This window comes from Nonomuraea gerenzanensis (genome assembly GCF_020215645.1).
GTDB lineage: Bacteria > Actinomycetota > Actinomycetes > Streptosporangiales > Streptosporangiaceae > Nonomuraea > Nonomuraea gerenzanensis.
Genome location: NZ_CP084058.1, coordinates 6,495,405 through 6,510,154, shown reverse-complemented (window position 1 = coordinate 6,510,154; position 14,750 = coordinate 6,495,405). Strand labels below are relative to the sequence as shown.

Sequence of the window (14,750 nt, the reverse complement as noted above, 5' to 3'; positions counted from 1 at the left end):
GGAGAGCCGGACGGGAGCTCCTCGCGCGATCCTCAGGTGAGCGCCCTGCGCCTGACGGCGGCCAGGCCGATCGCGACGAGGACAGCCCGGGATCCAGGTGGCCCGCACCCGCACCGTCAGGGGGTGTAGCGGTAGCCCATGCCGGGCTCGGTGATGAGGTGCCTGGGGTGGGCGGGGTCCTGTTCGAGCTTCTTGCGCAGCTGGGCCAGGTACTGGCGCAGGTAGTGGGTCTCCTTGACGTGCTTGCTGCCCCACACCTCGGTCAGCAGGTAGCGCTGGGGGATGAGCTTGCCGGGGTTGCGCAGCAGGATCTCCAGGATGTGCCACTCGGTGGGGGTGAGCCGCAGGCCGCCTGAGACCGTCTTGCCGACCAGGTCCACGGTGTGCTCGCCGATGCGGATGCCGGCCAGCTCGGCCTCCTGGACGCCGGCGCGGCGGGTGACGGCCCTGATGCGGGCCAGGAGCTCCTCGATGCCGAACGGTTTCGTCACGTAGTCGTCGGCACCGGCGTCCAGGGCGTCGATCTTGTCCTGGTTCCCGGCGCGGCCGGACAGCACGAGGATGGGGACGCGGGTCCAGCCGCGCAGGCCGTGGATGACGTCGATGCCGTCGAGGTCGGGCAGGCCGAGGTCGAGCAGCACGAGGTCGGGGTGCCACGAGGCGGCCTGGCGCAGCGCCGAGGAGCCGTCGGCGGCGACCGCCACCTCGTAGTGGCGGGCGGTCAGGTTGATGCGCAGGGCGCGCAGGATCTGCGGCTCGTCGTCGACGACGAGGACCTTGGTCATGGCGTCGCCGCCCGGGAGTGGATCGGCATGCTGACGATCATCGTGAGACCTCCTCCTGGTGTCTCCTCCGGGGTGAGTGTGCCGCCCATGGCCTCGGTGAGGCCGCGCGAGAGCGCGAGGCCGAGGCCGACGCCGGTGCCGTTGTCGCGGTCACCGAGCCGCTGGAACGGCAGGAAGACTCGCTCGTGGTGCTCGGGCGGGATGCCGGGGCCCCGGTCGACGACGCGGATCTCGACCATGTCCTCGTGCCGGCTGCCCGTGATCAGCACCTTGCGGTCCTGCGGGCTGTGGCGCACGGCGTTGGCCATGAGGTTGACCAGCACCCGTTCCAGCAGGGCGGGGTCGGCCACGAGGTCGGGCAGGTCGACGGAGATGTCACCCTCGACGCGCTCGCGCAGCGGGCCGAGGTCGTCGACGGCCCGGGGCACGACCTCCTCCAGGGCGACGGGCTGCAGCGCCAGGCCGAGCACGCCGGCCTGAAGGCGGCTCATGTCGAGCAGGTTCTCCACCAGCCGGTCGAGCCGGGTCAGGGACTCGTCGGCGGTGGCGAGCAGCTCGTCGCGGTCCTCGTCGGTCCAGGTGATGTCCTGGTTGCGCAGGCTCTCGACGGCGGCCTTGGCGGCCGACAGCGGGGTGCGCAGGTCGTGGCTGACGGCGGCGAGCAGCGCGGTGCGCATCCTGTCGGCCTCGGCCAGCGGCTTGGCCAGCTCCGCCTCCTCCTGGAGGCGCTCCTGGCGCAGCGCGACGGCGGCCTCGGCGGCGAACGCCTCCAGCACCCGCCGGTCGCCGGCCTCCAGCAGCCGGCCGCGCGCCGCGAGCACCAGGTCGTCGCTGATCAGCACGTCGGTGTCGGCCACGGCGGGCGCGGTGCACGGGGTGCCGCCGGTGGTGGCGATGATCCGCCAGGCGCCGGGCTCGGCCTGGTCGTCGGGGGTGGGCTCGCCGATGCGTTCGAGCAGGGTGACGGAGTCGAGGCCGAAGGTCTCGCGCAGCCGTCCCAGGAGGGAGGGCAGCGCGGCCTCGCCGCGCAACACGTGCCCGGCCAGCGTGGACAGGGCCTCGGCCTCGGCGCCGGCGCGGGCGGCCTGGCGGGTCCGGCGGGCCGCCAGGTCCACGATCGTGCTGACCGCCGCCGCCACCAGGACGAACACGATCAGCGCGAGCAGGTTCTCCGGGTCGGCGATGGTGAGCTGCCCGAGTGGCGGGGTGAAGAACCAGTTGAGCAGGAGCGAGCCGCCCACGGCCGCCACGATCGCCGGCCACATGCCGCCGATCAGCGCCACTCCGACGACCAGGCAGAGGAACAGCAGGATCTCGCTGGGCAGCCGCAGCACGTCGCGGAAGGGGGCCAGCGCGGCGGTCAGCGCGGGCAGGCCGGCCACAGCCACGGCCCATCCTGTCAGCCGGCGTTCGCGGGTCAGCGCGGCCCGGCTGCGCTCGCGCCTGCCGCGCCCCTTCTTGGCCTCCTCGTGGGTGACGAGGTGCACGTCGATCGAGCCCGACAGGGCGGTGGTCTCGACGCCGACGCCCCGGGAGAGGAGCTGCGCGAAGCGGCCTCTTCTCGACGCGCCGAGGACGAGCTGGGTGGCGTTGACGCCACGGGCGAAGTCGAGCAGGGCACGCGGGATGTCGTCGCCGACGACCTGGTGGTAGGTGCCGCCCATGCTCTCGACCAGCGTGCGCTGGCGGGCCAGGCTGGCCGGGTCGGCGCCGGTCAGCCCGTCGGCGCTGGTGACGTGGACGGCCATCAGGTCGGCGCCCTTGCTGCGGGTCGCGATGCGGGCGGCCCTCCTGACCAGGGTGTCGCCTTCCGGGCCGCCGGTCAGGGCGACCACGACGCGTTCGCGGGTCTCCCAGGTGCCGGCGATGCCGTGGTCGGCGCGGTAGCGGTCGAGCTGGTCGTCCACCTTGCCCGCCACCCAGAGCAGGGCCAGCTCGCGCAGCGCGGTGAGGTTGCCGACGCGGAAGTAGTTCGACATGGCCGCGCTGACCTTCTCGGGCGCGTAGACGTTGCCGTGCGCCATGCGGCGGCGCAGCGCCTCCGGCGACATGTCGACCAGCTCGATCTGGTCGGCCCTGCGGACCACCTCGTCGGGCACGGTCTCCCGCTGCGGGACGCCGGTGATCTCCTGGACGACGTCGTTGAGCGACTCCAGGTGCTGGACGTTCACCGTGGTGATCACGTCGATGCCGGCGTCGAGCACCTCGTCGATGTCCTGCCAGCGCTTGACGTTCTTCGAGCCGGGCACGTTGGTGTGGGCCAGCTCGTCGATCAGTGCCACCTTCGGCCGGCGCGCGAGCACGGCGGGCACGTCGAGCTCGGTGAACGTGGCTCCCCGGTGCACGACCGTCCTGCGGGGCACGATCTCCATGCCCTCCAGCAGGGCGGCGGTGCGGGGGCGGCCGTGGGTCTCGACCAGGCCCACGACCACGTCCCTGCCGCGTTCGAGTGCTCGCCGGCCCTCGCCGAGCATCGCGTAGGTCTTGCCCACCCCGGGGGCCGCCCCGAGGTAGACCCGCAGGCGGCCCCTGGTCATGACCGGTCCAGGGCGAGGTTGAGTTCGAGCACGTTGACGGCGGGCTCGCCCATGAAGCCGAGTGCCCGGCCGGTGGTGTGCCGCCGGATGAGCTGCCGCACCTCGGCCTGGCCGAGGCCGCGTTCCTCGGCCACGCGGGGGGCCTGGAGCTCGGCGTAGGCGACCGAGATGTGCGGGTCGAGGCCGGAGCCGCCGGCCGTGACCGCGTCGGCGGGGACCGGCACGGCGGTCACGTCCCCGCGGACGGGGACGGTGCGGCCGGCCGCGTAGTCCTCGCCCGGCTGGGCGCACTCCACCTTCAGCCCCTGGTAGGTGGCGATGAAGGGGACGGCGGGGCAGGGCTGGTTGACGCTGACGGCCTTGCCGGGGAAGACCTTGAGCACCGCGCCGACCCCGCCCGGGGTGCAGTACGGGCGGGCGCCGCTGACGCCCTCCAACTCGCCGATCGCCTTGGAGCGGGCGCACACCTGGGTGAGCAGCGACTGCCGGTCCCCGGTGTCGATGACGTCCTCGGGGCCGAGGTTGCTGGCGCTGGTGGAGGTGGGGTCGTAGCCGTCGCCGGCCGCCGACGGGCGGGACTGGAAGTACTTCCTGACCGGCTTGCCGTCGGCGTCGGTGAAGGACTGGCCGATCAGCGAGCTACCGACGGCCTTGCCGTCCTGCTCGATGATCGAGCCGTTGGCGTTGCCGCTGAACAGGGCCTGGGCGACGCCGGTGGTGACCAGCGGGTAGATCAGGCCGAGCAGCACGGTCAGGACGGCGACCGCCCTGACGGCGGCGAGGTGCTGGCGCAGCCAGCTGGGCAGGCGTTCCATTCAACTCATCCCCGGAAGAAACTGGATCAACAGGTCGATGATCTTGATGCCGATGAAGGGGGCGGCGATACCGCCGAGCCCGTAGACGTACAGGTTGCGGGACAGCAGCTTGGAGGCGCTGGAGGGCCGGTAGCGGACGCCTCTGAGCGCGAGCGGGATCAGCGCGACGATGACGAGCGCGTTGAAGATGACCGCTGAGAGGATCGCGGACTGGGGGCTGGACAGGCGCATGATGTTGAGCGCGTCCAGGCCGGGGTAGACCGCGGCGAACATGGCCGGGATGATCGCGAAGTACTTCGCGATGTCGTTGGCGATGGAGAAGGTGGTCAGCGCGCCCCGGGTGATGAGGAGCTGCTTGCCGATCTCGACGATCTCGATGAGCTTGGTCGGGTTGGAGTCGAGGTCGACCATGTTGCCGGCCTCCTTGGCGGCCGACGTGCCGGTGTTCATCGCCACGCCGACGTCCGACTGGGCCAGGGCGGGGGCGTCGTTGGTGCCGTCGCCGGTCATCGCGACCAGGCGGCCGCCCTGCTGCTCCTTCCTGATCAGGGCCAGCTTGTCCTCGGGGGTGGCCTCGGCCAGGAAGTCGTCCACGCCGGCCTCGTCCGCGATGGCCTTGGCGGTCAGCGGGTTGTCGCCGGTGATCATGACAGTGCGGATGCCCATCCGGCGCATCTCGTCGAAGCGTTCGCGCATGCCGGCCTTGACCACGTCCTTGAGGTGGATCACGCCCAGCACGCGGCCCTGCTCCGCCACCACGAGCGGGGTGCCGCCGGAGGCCGAGATGCCGTCCACGAGGTGGCCCACCTCGTCGGTGGGGTGGCCGCCGGCGTCGCGCACCCACTTCATGACGGCGGTGGCGGCGCCCTTGCGGATCTGGCGGCCCTCGAAGTTCACGCCCGACATGCGGGTCTGCGCGGTGAACTGCACCCACTCCGCGCCGTGGATCTCCCGCTCGCGCAGGCCGTAGCGTTCCTTGGCGAACACCACGATGGAGCGGCCCTCGGGTGTCTCGTCGGCCAGGCTGGACAGCTGTGCGGCCTCGGCCAGGGCCTGCTCGCCGATCCCGGCCACGGGGACGAACTCGGCGGCCTGCCGGTTGCCCAGGGTGATGGTGCCGGTCTTGTCCAGCAGCAGCGTCGAGACGTCGCCCGCCGCCTCCACCGCCCGGCCCGACATGGCGAGCACGTTGCGCTGCACGAGGCGGTCCATGCCGGCGATGCCGATCGCCGACAGCAGCGCGCCGATCGTGGTCGGGATCAGGCAGACCAGCAGCGACACCAGGACCACGCCGGTGACGCCGTCGCCGTTCAGGGCCAGGGAGTCGGGCACGCCCGGGTTGATCTGCTTGCTGTAGATCGCCAGCGGCTGCATGGTGACGGTGGCGACCAGGAAGATGACCGTCAGCGCGGCGAGCAGGATGTTGAGCGCGATCTCGTTCGGCGTCTTCTGCCGGTTCGCGCCCTCCACCAGGGCGATCATCCGGTCGATGAAGCTCTCGCCCGGCTTCTGCGTGATCTTGACGATGATCCGGTCGGACAGCACCTTGGTGCCGCCGGTGACGGCGCTGCGGTCGCCGCCGGACTCGCGGATCACGGGCGCGGACTCGCCGGTGATGGCCGACTCGTCCACCGACGCGATGCCCTCGACCACGTCGCCGTCACCCGGGACGACCTCCCCGGCCTCGACGATCACGTGGTCGCCCTGCTGCAGCTCGGGCGCGCGGACGACCTCCCACCGGCCGGGGTCGGCGGGGTCGGGCAGCCTGCGGGCCTGGGTGTCGGTCTTGGCCTTGCGCAGCGTGGCCGCCTGCGCCTTGCCGCGGCCCTCCGCCACGGCCTCGGCCAGGTTGGCGAACAGGACGGTCAGCCACAGCCACACCACGATGGCCCAGGCGAAGAACGACGGGTCGAAGAGCGCCAGGATCGTGGTGAAGACCGCGCCGATCTCCACGATGAACATCACCGGGTTGCGCCAGAGCGTGACCGGGTGGAGCTTCCGCAGCGCGTCCGGCAGCGAGCGGACCAGCTGCCGGGGGTCGAGGAGGCCGCCCCCCACGCGTGCCCGCGCGGGTTTCTCCAGTACGGGGGTTGACATGTCAGGACAGTCCTTCTGCGATGGGGCCGAGCGCGAGCGCGGGCAGGAAGGTGAGGGCGACCAGGATGATCGTCACGCCGACGACCATGCCGACGAACTGCGGCCGGTGCGTGGGCAGGGTGCCCGCGCCCGCCGGGACCGGGGCCTGCGCGGCCAGCGCCCCGGCCAGCGCCAGCACCAGGATGATCGGCAGGAACCGGCCGAAGGCCATGCACAGGCCGAGCGCCACGTCGTACCACGGGGTGTTGACGGTGAGGCCGGCGAAGGCGGAGCCGTTGTTGTTGGAGGCGGAGGTGAAGGCGTACAGGACCTCCGACAGGCCGTGCGGGCCGGTGTTCAGCATGCTGGCGCGCTGCTGCGCCGAGCCCATCGCGAACGCGGTGCCGACCAGCACCAGCACCGGCGTGACCAGGAAGTACAGCGAGGCCAGCTTGATCTCCCGGGCGCCGATCCTCTTGCCCAGGTACTCCGGTGTGCGGCCGACCATCAGCCCGGCCACGAACACCGTGATGACCGCGAGGATCAGCATGCCGTACAGGCCGGCGCCCACCCCGCCCGGCGCGACCTCGCCCAGCATCATGTTGAGCAGCGTCATCATGCCGCCGAACGGCGTGTAGGAGTCGTGGAAGGAGTTCACCGCCCCGGTGCTCGTGAGCGTGGTGGCCGCGCCGAACGTGGCGGAGTTGGAGACCCCGAAGCGCACCTCCTTGCCCTCCATCGCCGCGCCGGCGGCCTGCGGCACCGTCGCGTCGCCGGACAGCTCGAACACGTTGGTCAGCACGACACCGGCCAGCGCGAGCACGCTCATCACGGCGAGGATCGCGTAGCCCTGCCGGACCTGGCCGACGAGCTTGCCGAAGGTGCGGGTGAGGGAGAACGGGATCACCAGGATCAGGAAGATCTCGAACCAGTTCGTCCAGGCGGCGGCGTTCTCGAACGGGTGGGCGGAGTTGACGTTGTAGAAGCCGCCGCCGTTGGTGCCCAGCTCCTTGATCACCTCCTGCGAGGCGACCGGGCCGCCGGTGATCGGCTGGGTGCCGCCGGTCAGCGTGGCCACCTCGTGCACGCCGGCGAAGTTCTGGATCAGCCCGCCGGCGACCAGCACCAGCGCGCCCACGAACGCGATCGGCAGCAGGATGCGGACGGTGCCGCGCACCAGGTCCACCCAGAAGTTGCCGATCGTGCCCGCCTTGTGCCTGGCGAAGCCGCGCACCAGCGCGATCGCCACCGCCATGCCCACCGCGGCCGAGACGAAGTTCTGCACCGCCAGGGCGGCCATCTGGGTCAGGTGACCCATCGTGGACTCGCCGGAGTAGGCCTGCCAGTTGGTGTTGGTGACGAAGCTGATCGCGGTGTTCCAGGCGATGTGGTCGGTGACCGGGGCCATGCCGACGCTCAGCGGCAGCTTGTCCTGCAATCGCTGGATGCCGTAGACGACCAGGATCGAGATCACCGAGAACGCCAGCACGCCGCGCGCGTAGACGGCCCAGCTCTGCTCGGCGTCGGCGCGCACCCCCAGCAGGCGATAGATGCCGCGCTCCACGACGTTGTGCCTCGTGGTGGAGTAGACGCGGTACATGTGGTCGCCGAACGGCTTCCAGACCAGGGCCAGGGCGACGATCAGGGAGGCGATGAAGAGCATCCCCGCGACGGTCGTGCTCATCAGAAGCGCTCCGGGAACAGCAGGGCCGCGACCATGAAGATCACCAGACCGACGGCCACGACCAGGCCGGTGGCGTTGACGGCGCTCACAGCCGCTCCACCGCCTTCACGACCAGCCCCAGGACCACGAAGATCGCGATCGTCAGGGCGACGAAGATGACGTCTGCCATCCCCACTCCTCAGCTCGAATGATGAGATCGCCGCTGCTCACGGCAGCGGCTACAGATCAAGCAAACGCCGGGAATTGGGGGGTTTTGCCGTTCTTGACGGGATTCATACGGCGCGAGCCCGAATATTGACGGGCCCGCTACGCGCCGCCCGGTTCCCGGGCCCGCTATGCGCCGCCTGGGAACCGGGCTCCGGCCGGGCGGCGCGGCCTCATGCTTCCTGGATGTCGAGCTCCGCCTGCAGGCCGTTCAGGATCGTCCGCAGGCCGAACTCCAGGTCCAGGCCGGGCTCCTCGCCCTGGTGGGCCGCGGTGTGGGCGCGCAGCCTGGGGAACCGCATCGCGATCTCCGTCGCCCGCGCGACGAGCTCGCGGGCCTGCTCCTGCTCGTCGCCGCCGGTGCGGCGCAGCCGCGACCGCCACGCCGCCTCGGACGCCACGCCGAGGGCGGTGCCCAGGACGAAGGTGAAGACGGTCTTCATGGCCCGCTCGGCGCCCTGCCCGGTGAAGCCGGCCGCCTGGTAGACGGCGAGCAGGTGGTCGTCGTGGCGCGACTTGCCCGGGCCGTACAGGAGATGGGTGCTCATGGCGGGCACGAGCCAGGGGTGGCGCAGGATCATCGCGTACAGGCCCTTGGCCATGGCCGTGGCCGCCGCCCGCCAGGGGGTCTCGTCCAGGTCGGGGAGCTCGATCTCGGCCCACACCGCGTCGGCGGCGAGCACGACGAGGTCGTCCTTGCTCTTGACGTGCCAGTAGACGGCGGTCGCCGCGGAGTTCAGCCGGCTGCCGAGCTGCCGCATGCTCAGGCCCTCGACGCCGTCGCTGTCCAGCAGCTCGACGGCGGTCTGGACGATCTGCTCCTTGGTCAGGGTCTCGCGTGGCACCCGCCCAGGATAGGGCGTGCTCCCTGGACTTGCACAGTGTTCAAGTGCGGTTCTACGATCCGACTTGAACACTGTGCAAGTTCTGGAGGGGTTCCCATGATGTCTGCCGCCGTGGTGTCCGCGTCGGTGCTGCAGCTGCTGCTCGCGGCCACGTTCTTCCTCATCCCGGTCGTGGGGCGCGGCCGGGGCCCGGCCGCGCAGGCGGCGGCCGGGGCAGAGGTGGCCAGACAGGGGTTAGCGGCCGGGCTCCTGGCCCGGCACCGGATCGACTTCGGTGCCAGTCGGGCCAGCGTCGTCGTCGCGATGTCCATCGGCGGGTGCCTCGTGGTGCTCGCCGTGCTCAACTTGGCGGGCAGCGACACCGGACGGGTCCTGACGTGGATCTTCCAGGGGATCGTGTTCGTGCTCGGCTGCGTCATCATGCCCGGCGAGGTCTTCACCACCCGGTACCTGGAGGCCGCCGCCAGGAGGTCCGGCGACCCCGAGCTGCGTGCTCTCGACGTCGCCGCGCTGGTCGGTGCCGCCGCCCGGGAGTATCCCGGCTGGTTCCGGGCCGTGGTCGCGGCCCGGTTCGCCCTGGCGACGCTGGGCTCGCTCGCGGTCATCGCCCTGCTGGTCCTGCCGACGGATTAGGGCCGACGGATTAGGGCCGACGGATCAGGGCCGACGGATCAGGGCGGCGTGAGCCGGCGCGTCATGACACCTGCTGCTGCGCGGCGGGCGCGCTCATGGTGCCGGCGGGGTCGGTGACGATGCCGGCCACGTCCAGCCCGGCGAGCATGGAACGCAGCGCGGGGGCGGTGAGCAGCACCCACGGCTGGTGCGGGCCGAGCACCTTGGCCAGTTTGAGCGGCGAGGTGAACGCGACCGCCGTCCGCTCTCCCGACGCCGTGCGGAACAACCGAAGGGTCGAGGCGCACGCGCCCGCCTTGACCGGGACGCACAAGCGGGGCTCTGACATCTGCTTTTCTTCCACGTGACAGACGCTAGAGCGATGCGGGGCGGCGGACGGGGATCTCTATGCGATCTGGACGCACAGGCCGGAAAACATGACGAGATCTTGACGAGCCGCCGGGCGTGCGGGTCGGTCGATCGCCTGGTACAACGTGGTCCAGAAGTCGTGGATGGCCCGCGCGGAGTCCGGCGTGGACATCCCGGTACGTGCGCACCGCCACCCCGAAGCTCCAGCCGCCGTGCCGCCCCAGCCCGCAATCCGCATGGACGCCGGCGCGGCCCCAGTTGTCCCGGGCGGCCAGCTGCTCGGGGGTGAGCCGGTTGGTGGTCATCAGCTCGACGGCGGCGCTGGACGGGATCCGCTCGCCGTCGTGCACGCCGCCGTTGAGCAGCATCCGGAAGAAGGCGTGGTAAGGCATGCCCCGGATGGCGGCCAGGATGCTGGCCTGCCTGTACGTCACCGACTCCGGCGCCCCGCACCGCCGCCGAGCTGGTCCAGCGGCTCAACGTCAGCCCCGCCTCGATCTCGCAGAACGTCGCCTTCCTCGAACAGCAGGGCCTGATCAAGCGCGAACGAGCCCCCGGCGGGCGCCCGCTTCGGGGTCGCCGCCGGGTTCCTGCTCCTGGTGAACGCGCCGCTCCGGCAGGTCATGGAGCAGTGGCAGCAGAGCCGGGGCGGGGACCAGCCCTAGGACGCGAGCGCCCCACCGGCACGGGTCCGCACGTCTACACGTCCCAGGTGACCGGCAGGCTCTTGACGCCGTAGATGTCGGCGGCCTCCGGGCGCAGGGGGATCTGGTCGGCCGGTACGGCCAGGCGCAGCGTGGGGAAGCGGTCGAGCAGGGCGGGCAGGGCGACGCGCAGCTCGACGCGGGCGAGCTGCTGGCCCAGGCACTGGTGGATGCCGTGGCTGAAGGCCAGGTGGCCGCCGTCCTGCCGGTGGATGTCGAGGGCGTGGGGGTCGGTGAAGCGGTCGGGGTCGCGGTTGGCGGTGTTGAGGGAGATGATGACCGTGGTGCCGGCCGTGATCGTGTGGCCGGCCAGCTCGACGTCTTCGAGCGCGACCCGGAAGAACTGCTTGGCGACGGTCAGGTAGCGCAGCAGCTCTTCCACGGCCTGGTCGGTGAGTGACGGGTCGGTGCGCAGGGCGGCGAGCTGATCGGGGTTCCGCAGCAGGGCGAAGGTGCCCAGCGCCAGCATGTTGGCGGTGGTGTCGAACCCGGCCGACAGCAGGATCAGGGCCATGCCCTGCAGCTCCTCGTCGGTCAGGTCGCTGTCGGTCAGGTCGCTGAGCACGTCGTCGGTGGGGTCGGCGCGCTTGGCGGCGACCAGTTCGGTGAGGTACCGCTGGACCTCCAGGTAGGCGGCGATCAGCTCGTCGTCGCCGACTTCGCCGCCGAGGAACTTGTCGATGTTCTCCTGGAAGTGGCCCCGGTCGGCATAGGGGACGCCGAGCAGCTCGCAGATGATGATGGCGGGGATGGGCTTGGCGAAGGCGGTCACCAGGTCGGCCGTCGGCCCGGCCTTCTCCATGGCGTCCAGGTGCTCGGCGGTGATCTGCTCGACCCGCTCGGTGAGCAGCCGCATCCGGCGGACGGTGAACTTGCCGACCAGCGGTTTGCGGTAGCGGCCGTGCTGCGGCTCGTCCATCAGCAGGAACTCACCGGGCGGTGCGGGAGGCACCTCGATGTCGCCGTAGTCGACGGTCGGGTGGTGCTTCATGAGCTCCTTGCGGGAGCTGAAGCGCGGGTCGGCCAGGATCGAGCGGGCCAGGTCGTAGCCGGTGACGATCCAGCCCTGGTGGCCGTCGGGGAAGGGGAAGCGGCTGATCGGGCCGTGCTCACGCGCCTCGATCAGCTCCTTGGGCGGGTCGAAGGGGCAGCCGGGCTGACGGCTGGTGGGCATCGAGGGGAGTGTGTGGGTCATGAGGGCTCCTCAGGAGATCTCGCGGCGGCAGGTGGTCATGGCATGCAGCATGGACGCCCGCGCTGACACGGCACCGTCGCCGTGCTGACATGCGGACCGCCCATCGGGAACCATCCCTGACCCAGGCCCGGGCCAGTAGGCTGACCCCGGTTGCCCACGACGGTCGAGGAGCCGCTGATGACCACTGACCCGACGATGACCCGGATCGGCCAGGGGGTGGAGTTACATCACCACCAGGGCCGGCGTGAAGCCGCTCGCGACCTGTTCACGCAGATCTGGGACGACATCGGCGGCGAGCAGGGCGACCCGCTGCATGTCTGCGTCCTGGCCCACTCGATGGCCGACGTGCAGGACGACGTGCACGAGGAGCTGACGTGGGATCTGCGGGCGCTGGCCGCCGCCGACCGGCTCACCGACCAGCGGGTGGCGCAGGCGGGGGTGCCGTTCTCGATGGCGGGGCTGTATCCGTCGCTGCACCTGAACCTGTGCGAGTGCTATCGCAAGCTCGACGACCTCGATCGCGCCCGTGAGCACCTCAAGCAGGCCCGGGCCGGGATCGGCGCGCTCGGTGACGACGACTACGGGCGGCTCATCAAGGGCGGCCTGGAGCGGCTGACCGAGCAGCTCGGCGAGTCCGGCTGAGCCGGCCGTCCCCCCCGCGAGGAAGGTGATCGCGTGTCCCAGCCCGCCACGGTCTCCGACCCGGGACGGACCCCCGCGTGGCGCTACGCCATCGGAATGTTCGGCACCTCGATCCCGATCAACATGATCAAGGGATCGATGATCCTGTACTACGTCGACATCCTCGGGCTCGACGTCCGCGCCTACGGTGCCGTCATGGTGATCTACGCGATCATCGACGCCCTCGACAACCCGCTGCTCGGCCACCTGTCCGACCGCACCCGCACCCGGTTCGGCCGGCGCCGGCCGTGGCTGCTCGTCGGCGCGCCGATGCTCGCCGCCTGCATGATCGCGTTCTTCTCCGCACCGACCTCCCTGGAGGGCATGGGGCTCGTGCTCTGGTTCGCGGTGTTCGCGATCCTGTGCGAGGCCTTCGACTCCATGCTCAACGCGAACTACGGCGCGCTGCTGCCCGAGCTGTACCCGCGCGAGCGTGACCGCGCCGTGGCCAACAGCCTGCGGCAGGGCTTCCAGCTCGTGGCGCTGGTGATCTCGCTGGCGGTCACCCCGCTGCTCACGACCAGCGTGTTCGGCACCGAGGAGTCCACCGAGGGCTTCCAGACCACCGCCGTCATCTACGGCGTGGTGGCGGTCGCCGTGATCGCGTTCATGGCGATCAGCGCGCGCGAGCGGCCGCGTTACTCCACGCGCGAGCGGCCCCGGCTGCTGCCCAGCGTGTGGTCGATCGTGCGCAACCCGCTGTTCTGGACGGTCGGGCTCACCGGCGCCTGCTACGGGGTCGCCATGGCGCTCGTGCTGTCCGGCATCCAGCTCTACGTCCGCTACTCGCTCGGCCTGCCCGTCGGGAACGCGCTCTACCTCCAGGGCATCGTCATCCTCGTCTCGGCGGCCGGCCTCGCGGTGTGGACCCGCGTCGTAACCCGTCGTGGCGCTCTGTGGACCTGGCGGCTGTCCTTCGCCGTCCTCGCCGTCAGCTTCGCCGGCCTGTTCTTCGCCACCGGCCTGGTCACCGCGATCGCCGCAGGCGTGCTCGTCGGAGCCGGATGGTCGGGGATGCTCGCGACGAACGACCTCATCGTGGCGCGGGTGCTGGACGCCGACGCGACCCGCAACGGGGAGCACAGGGAAGGGCTCTTCCTGTCCGCGTTCGGCTTCTTCTCCCGGCTCAACGGGGTCGTGACCGGGCTCGCGCTCACCTCGCTCGGCGTGTTCTTCGGCTACAACTCGGGTGCCGACCCGGGCGCCGACCCCGGGCTGGCGTTCCGGGTGTACTTGTGCGCCTACCCGTTCGTGCTGACGGCGATCGGCGCGGTCGCGGCGCGGTTCGTCTCGGTGCCGGTCGAGACGCCGCCCGAGGCGGGCGAGCCGTTCGACCCGCAGCCGCCCGGCCCCTCCGGCGAGACCCCCGCGGAGCGTCCCCGATGAGCCGCCGCGTCGTGATCACGGCCGACGACCTCGGCCGCGAGCCCGGGACGACCGAGGTCATCGTCTCCCTGCTGGCCGAGGGACATGTCTCCGCGACCACGCTCATCTGCGTCTCGCCCGAGGCGGAGCGGGCCGCCGCGGCGGTGGCGGTGACCGGCGTCGTGCCGCGCGTGCACGTGACGCTCACCAGCGAGCGCGGGCTGCCCCGCTGGCGCCCGATCGACGGCGCGGCCAGCCTCGTCGATCCGGACGGCACGCTCAGCGACGACCCCTTCGTGCTCGGTGCCCGTGGCGAGGCGGCGGACGTCATCCGGGAGGCGGACGCGCAGCTCCGGTGGATGCGCGAGCGGGGCCTGGCGCCCGTGGCCGCCGACTCGCACTCCGGCACCCTGTACGGGCTGCACGGCCGATCCTGGCTGGCCGAGTCGCTGGCCTGGTGTGCCCGCCACGGCCTGGCCTTCCGGCTGCCCCGCGACCCCGAGCCGTACTTCGGCGGGCCCCTCCCGCCCCCGCTCGCCGCCGCCCACGAACGCGCCATCGCCTACGCCGACGCGCTGGGCGTGCCCGTCCCGCAGACGATCGCGACCAACCGGCGTACGGCGCGCGAGCTCGGCAGCTACGAGCGGCTGCGCGACGACTACCTGCGCCGGCTCGCCGCCCTGCCCGAGGGCACCAGCGAGCTGTTCCTGCATCCGTCCAGGCAGGACGCGGTCATCGGACCTGACGGTGTCGTGCGGACGTGGGAGGCGCGGCTGCTGCGCGACCCCGTCTGGCACAAGGCGCTCGACAGCGAGGACGTGGAGGTCGTCGCGGGCTGGTGGGCCTGAGGTCGCGGGCAGAGTCGGAGCGGAGGGGTG

Annotated in this window: 14 protein-coding genes and 1 pseudogene; 5 read left to right on the top strand and 10 right to left on the bottom strand. The window is 71.5% G+C overall.

Features of this window, described 5'->3' with window-relative positions; translation table 11 throughout:
- Positions 1–116: 116 nt before the first annotated feature.
- From LCN96_RS30465 to LCN96_RS30435, 7 genes are all read right to left on the bottom strand, one after another.
- Positions 117–785 (bottom strand): response regulator, encoded by a 669-nt coding sequence (locus tag LCN96_RS30465; protein ID WP_225265857.1) that lies wholly within the window; start codon positions 783–785, stop codon positions 117–119.
- A complete protein-coding gene (locus LCN96_RS30460) occupies positions 782–3,322 on the bottom strand; it encodes a sensor histidine kinase (RefSeq protein ID WP_225265856.1) in 2,541 nt (846 codons plus the stop codon). Before LCN96_RS30460 ends, LCN96_RS30465 begins: the two co-directional genes overlap by 4 nt.
- On the bottom strand, positions 3,319–4,137 hold the full coding sequence (locus LCN96_RS30455; protein WP_225265855.1) for a potassium-transporting ATPase subunit C: 819 nt from the start codon (positions 4,135–4,137) through the stop codon (positions 3,319–3,321). The genes LCN96_RS30460 and LCN96_RS30455 overlap by 4 nt, the downstream gene beginning before the upstream one ends.
- On the bottom strand, positions 4,138–6,234 hold the full coding sequence (gene kdpB / locus LCN96_RS30450; protein WP_225265854.1) for a potassium-transporting ATPase subunit KdpB: 2,097 nt from the start codon (positions 6,232–6,234) through the stop codon (positions 4,138–4,140).
- A gap of 1 nt (position 6,235) precedes the next feature.
- Positions 6,236–7,897 (bottom strand): potassium-transporting ATPase subunit KdpA, encoded by a 1,662-nt coding sequence (kdpA, locus tag LCN96_RS30445; RefSeq protein ID WP_225265853.1) that lies wholly within the window; start codon positions 7,895–7,897, stop codon positions 6,236–6,238.
- Positions 7,897–7,986 (bottom strand): K(+)-transporting ATPase subunit F, encoded by a 90-nt coding sequence (gene kdpF, locus LCN96_RS30440; RefSeq protein WP_225265852.1) that lies wholly within the window; start codon positions 7,984–7,986, stop codon positions 7,897–7,899. Before kdpF ends, kdpA begins: the two co-directional genes overlap by 1 nt.
- Before the next feature lie 288 nt (positions 7,987–8,274).
- Positions 8,275–8,946, bottom strand: a complete 672-nt coding sequence (locus LCN96_RS30435) for a TetR/AcrR family transcriptional regulator (RefSeq protein ID WP_225265851.1) — start codon at positions 8,944–8,946, stop codon at positions 8,275–8,277.
- A gap of 96 nt (positions 8,947–9,042) precedes the next feature.
- On the opposite strand from LCN96_RS30435, the gene LCN96_RS30430 reads away from it, so the two are divergent.
- The gene (locus LCN96_RS30430) at positions 9,043–9,579 is read left to right on the top strand and encodes a hypothetical protein (protein WP_225265850.1); all 537 of its coding nucleotides are present in this window, start codon (positions 9,043–9,045) and stop codon (positions 9,577–9,579) included.
- Between the two features lie 61 nt (positions 9,580–9,640).
- Here LCN96_RS30430 and LCN96_RS30425 read toward each other — a convergent pair whose 3' ends face one another.
- Positions 9,641–9,907, bottom strand: a complete 267-nt coding sequence (locus tag LCN96_RS30425) for an SAV_915 family protein (protein WP_225265849.1) — start codon at positions 9,905–9,907, stop codon at positions 9,641–9,643.
- Between the two features lie 25 nt (positions 9,908–9,932).
- A complete protein-coding gene (locus LCN96_RS30420) occupies positions 9,933–10,361 on the bottom strand; it encodes a hypothetical protein (protein WP_225265848.1) in 429 nt (142 codons plus the stop codon).
- Between LCN96_RS30420 and LCN96_RS57665 the strand changes: the two are divergent.
- Positions 10,315–10,477 (top strand): annotated as a pseudogene (locus LCN96_RS57665) (MarR family transcriptional regulator); the annotation flags it as partial. The gene LCN96_RS30420 and the pseudogene LCN96_RS57665 overlap by 47 nt on opposite strands.
- Positions 10,478–10,626: 149 nt before the next feature.
- Here LCN96_RS57665 and LCN96_RS30410 read toward each other — a convergent pair.
- Positions 10,627–11,826 carry a cytochrome P450 gene (locus tag LCN96_RS30410; RefSeq protein WP_225265847.1) on the bottom strand — a complete coding sequence of 400 codons (1,200 nt, stop codon included), beginning with the start codon at positions 11,824–11,826 and terminating at the stop codon, positions 10,627–10,629.
- Positions 11,827–12,003: 177 nt separating this feature from the next.
- Between LCN96_RS30410 and LCN96_RS30405 the strand changes: the two genes are divergently transcribed.
- Genes LCN96_RS30405 through LCN96_RS30395 form a run of 3 tightly spaced genes read left to right on the top strand, consistent with a single transcriptional unit; the run spans position 12,004 to position 14,720 of the window.
- Positions 12,004–12,468 carry a hypothetical protein gene (locus LCN96_RS30405; RefSeq protein ID WP_225265846.1) on the top strand — a complete coding sequence of 155 codons (465 nt, stop codon included), beginning with the start codon at positions 12,004–12,006 and terminating at the stop codon, positions 12,466–12,468.
- A 33-nt stretch (positions 12,469–12,501) separates the two neighbouring features.
- Positions 12,502–13,893 (top strand): MFS transporter, encoded by a 1,392-nt coding sequence (locus LCN96_RS30400; RefSeq protein ID WP_225265845.1) that lies wholly within the window; start codon positions 12,502–12,504, stop codon positions 13,891–13,893.
- Positions 13,890–14,720: a ChbG/HpnK family deacetylase gene (locus LCN96_RS30395; protein ID WP_225265844.1), complete on the top strand. Its 831-nt coding sequence runs from the start codon at positions 13,890–13,892 to the stop codon at positions 14,718–14,720. Before LCN96_RS30400 ends, LCN96_RS30395 begins: the two co-directional genes overlap by 4 nt.
- Positions 14,721–14,750 lie beyond the last annotated feature (30 nt).

Coding starts and splice junctions, on each gene's coding strand:
- LCN96_RS30465 (WP_225265857.1), bottom strand. CDS start 785: ATGACCAAGGTCCTCGTCGTCGACGACGAGCCGCAGATCCTGCGCGCC.
- LCN96_RS30410 (WP_225265847.1), bottom strand. CDS start 11,826: ATGACCCACACACTCCCCTCGATGCCCACCAGCCGTCAGCCCGGCTGC.
- LCN96_RS30395 (WP_225265844.1), top strand. CDS start 13,890: ATGAGCCGCCGCGTCGTGATCACGGCCGACGACCTCGGCCGCGAGCCC.
- LCN96_RS30430 (WP_225265850.1), top strand. CDS start 9,043: ATGATGTCTGCCGCCGTGGTGTCCGCGTCGGTGCTGCAGCTGCTGCTC.
- LCN96_RS30455 (WP_225265855.1), bottom strand. CDS start 4,137: ATGGAACGCCTGCCCAGCTGGCTGCGCCAGCACCTCGCCGCCGTCAGG.
- LCN96_RS30425 (WP_225265849.1), bottom strand. CDS start 9,907: ATGTCAGAGCCCCGCTTGTGCGTCCCGGTCAAGGCGGGCGCGTGCGCC.
- kdpB (WP_225265854.1), bottom strand. CDS start 6,234: ATGTCAACCCCCGTACTGGAGAAACCCGCGCGGGCACGCGTGGGGGGC.
- LCN96_RS30405 (WP_225265846.1), top strand. CDS start 12,004: ATGACCACTGACCCGACGATGACCCGGATCGGCCAGGGGGTGGAGTTA.
- kdpA (WP_225265853.1), bottom strand. CDS start 7,897: ATGAGCACGACCGTCGCGGGGATGCTCTTCATCGCCTCCCTGATCGTC.
- LCN96_RS30460 (WP_225265856.1), bottom strand. CDS start 3,322: ATGACCAGGGGCCGCCTGCGGGTCTACCTCGGGGCGGCCCCCGGGGTG.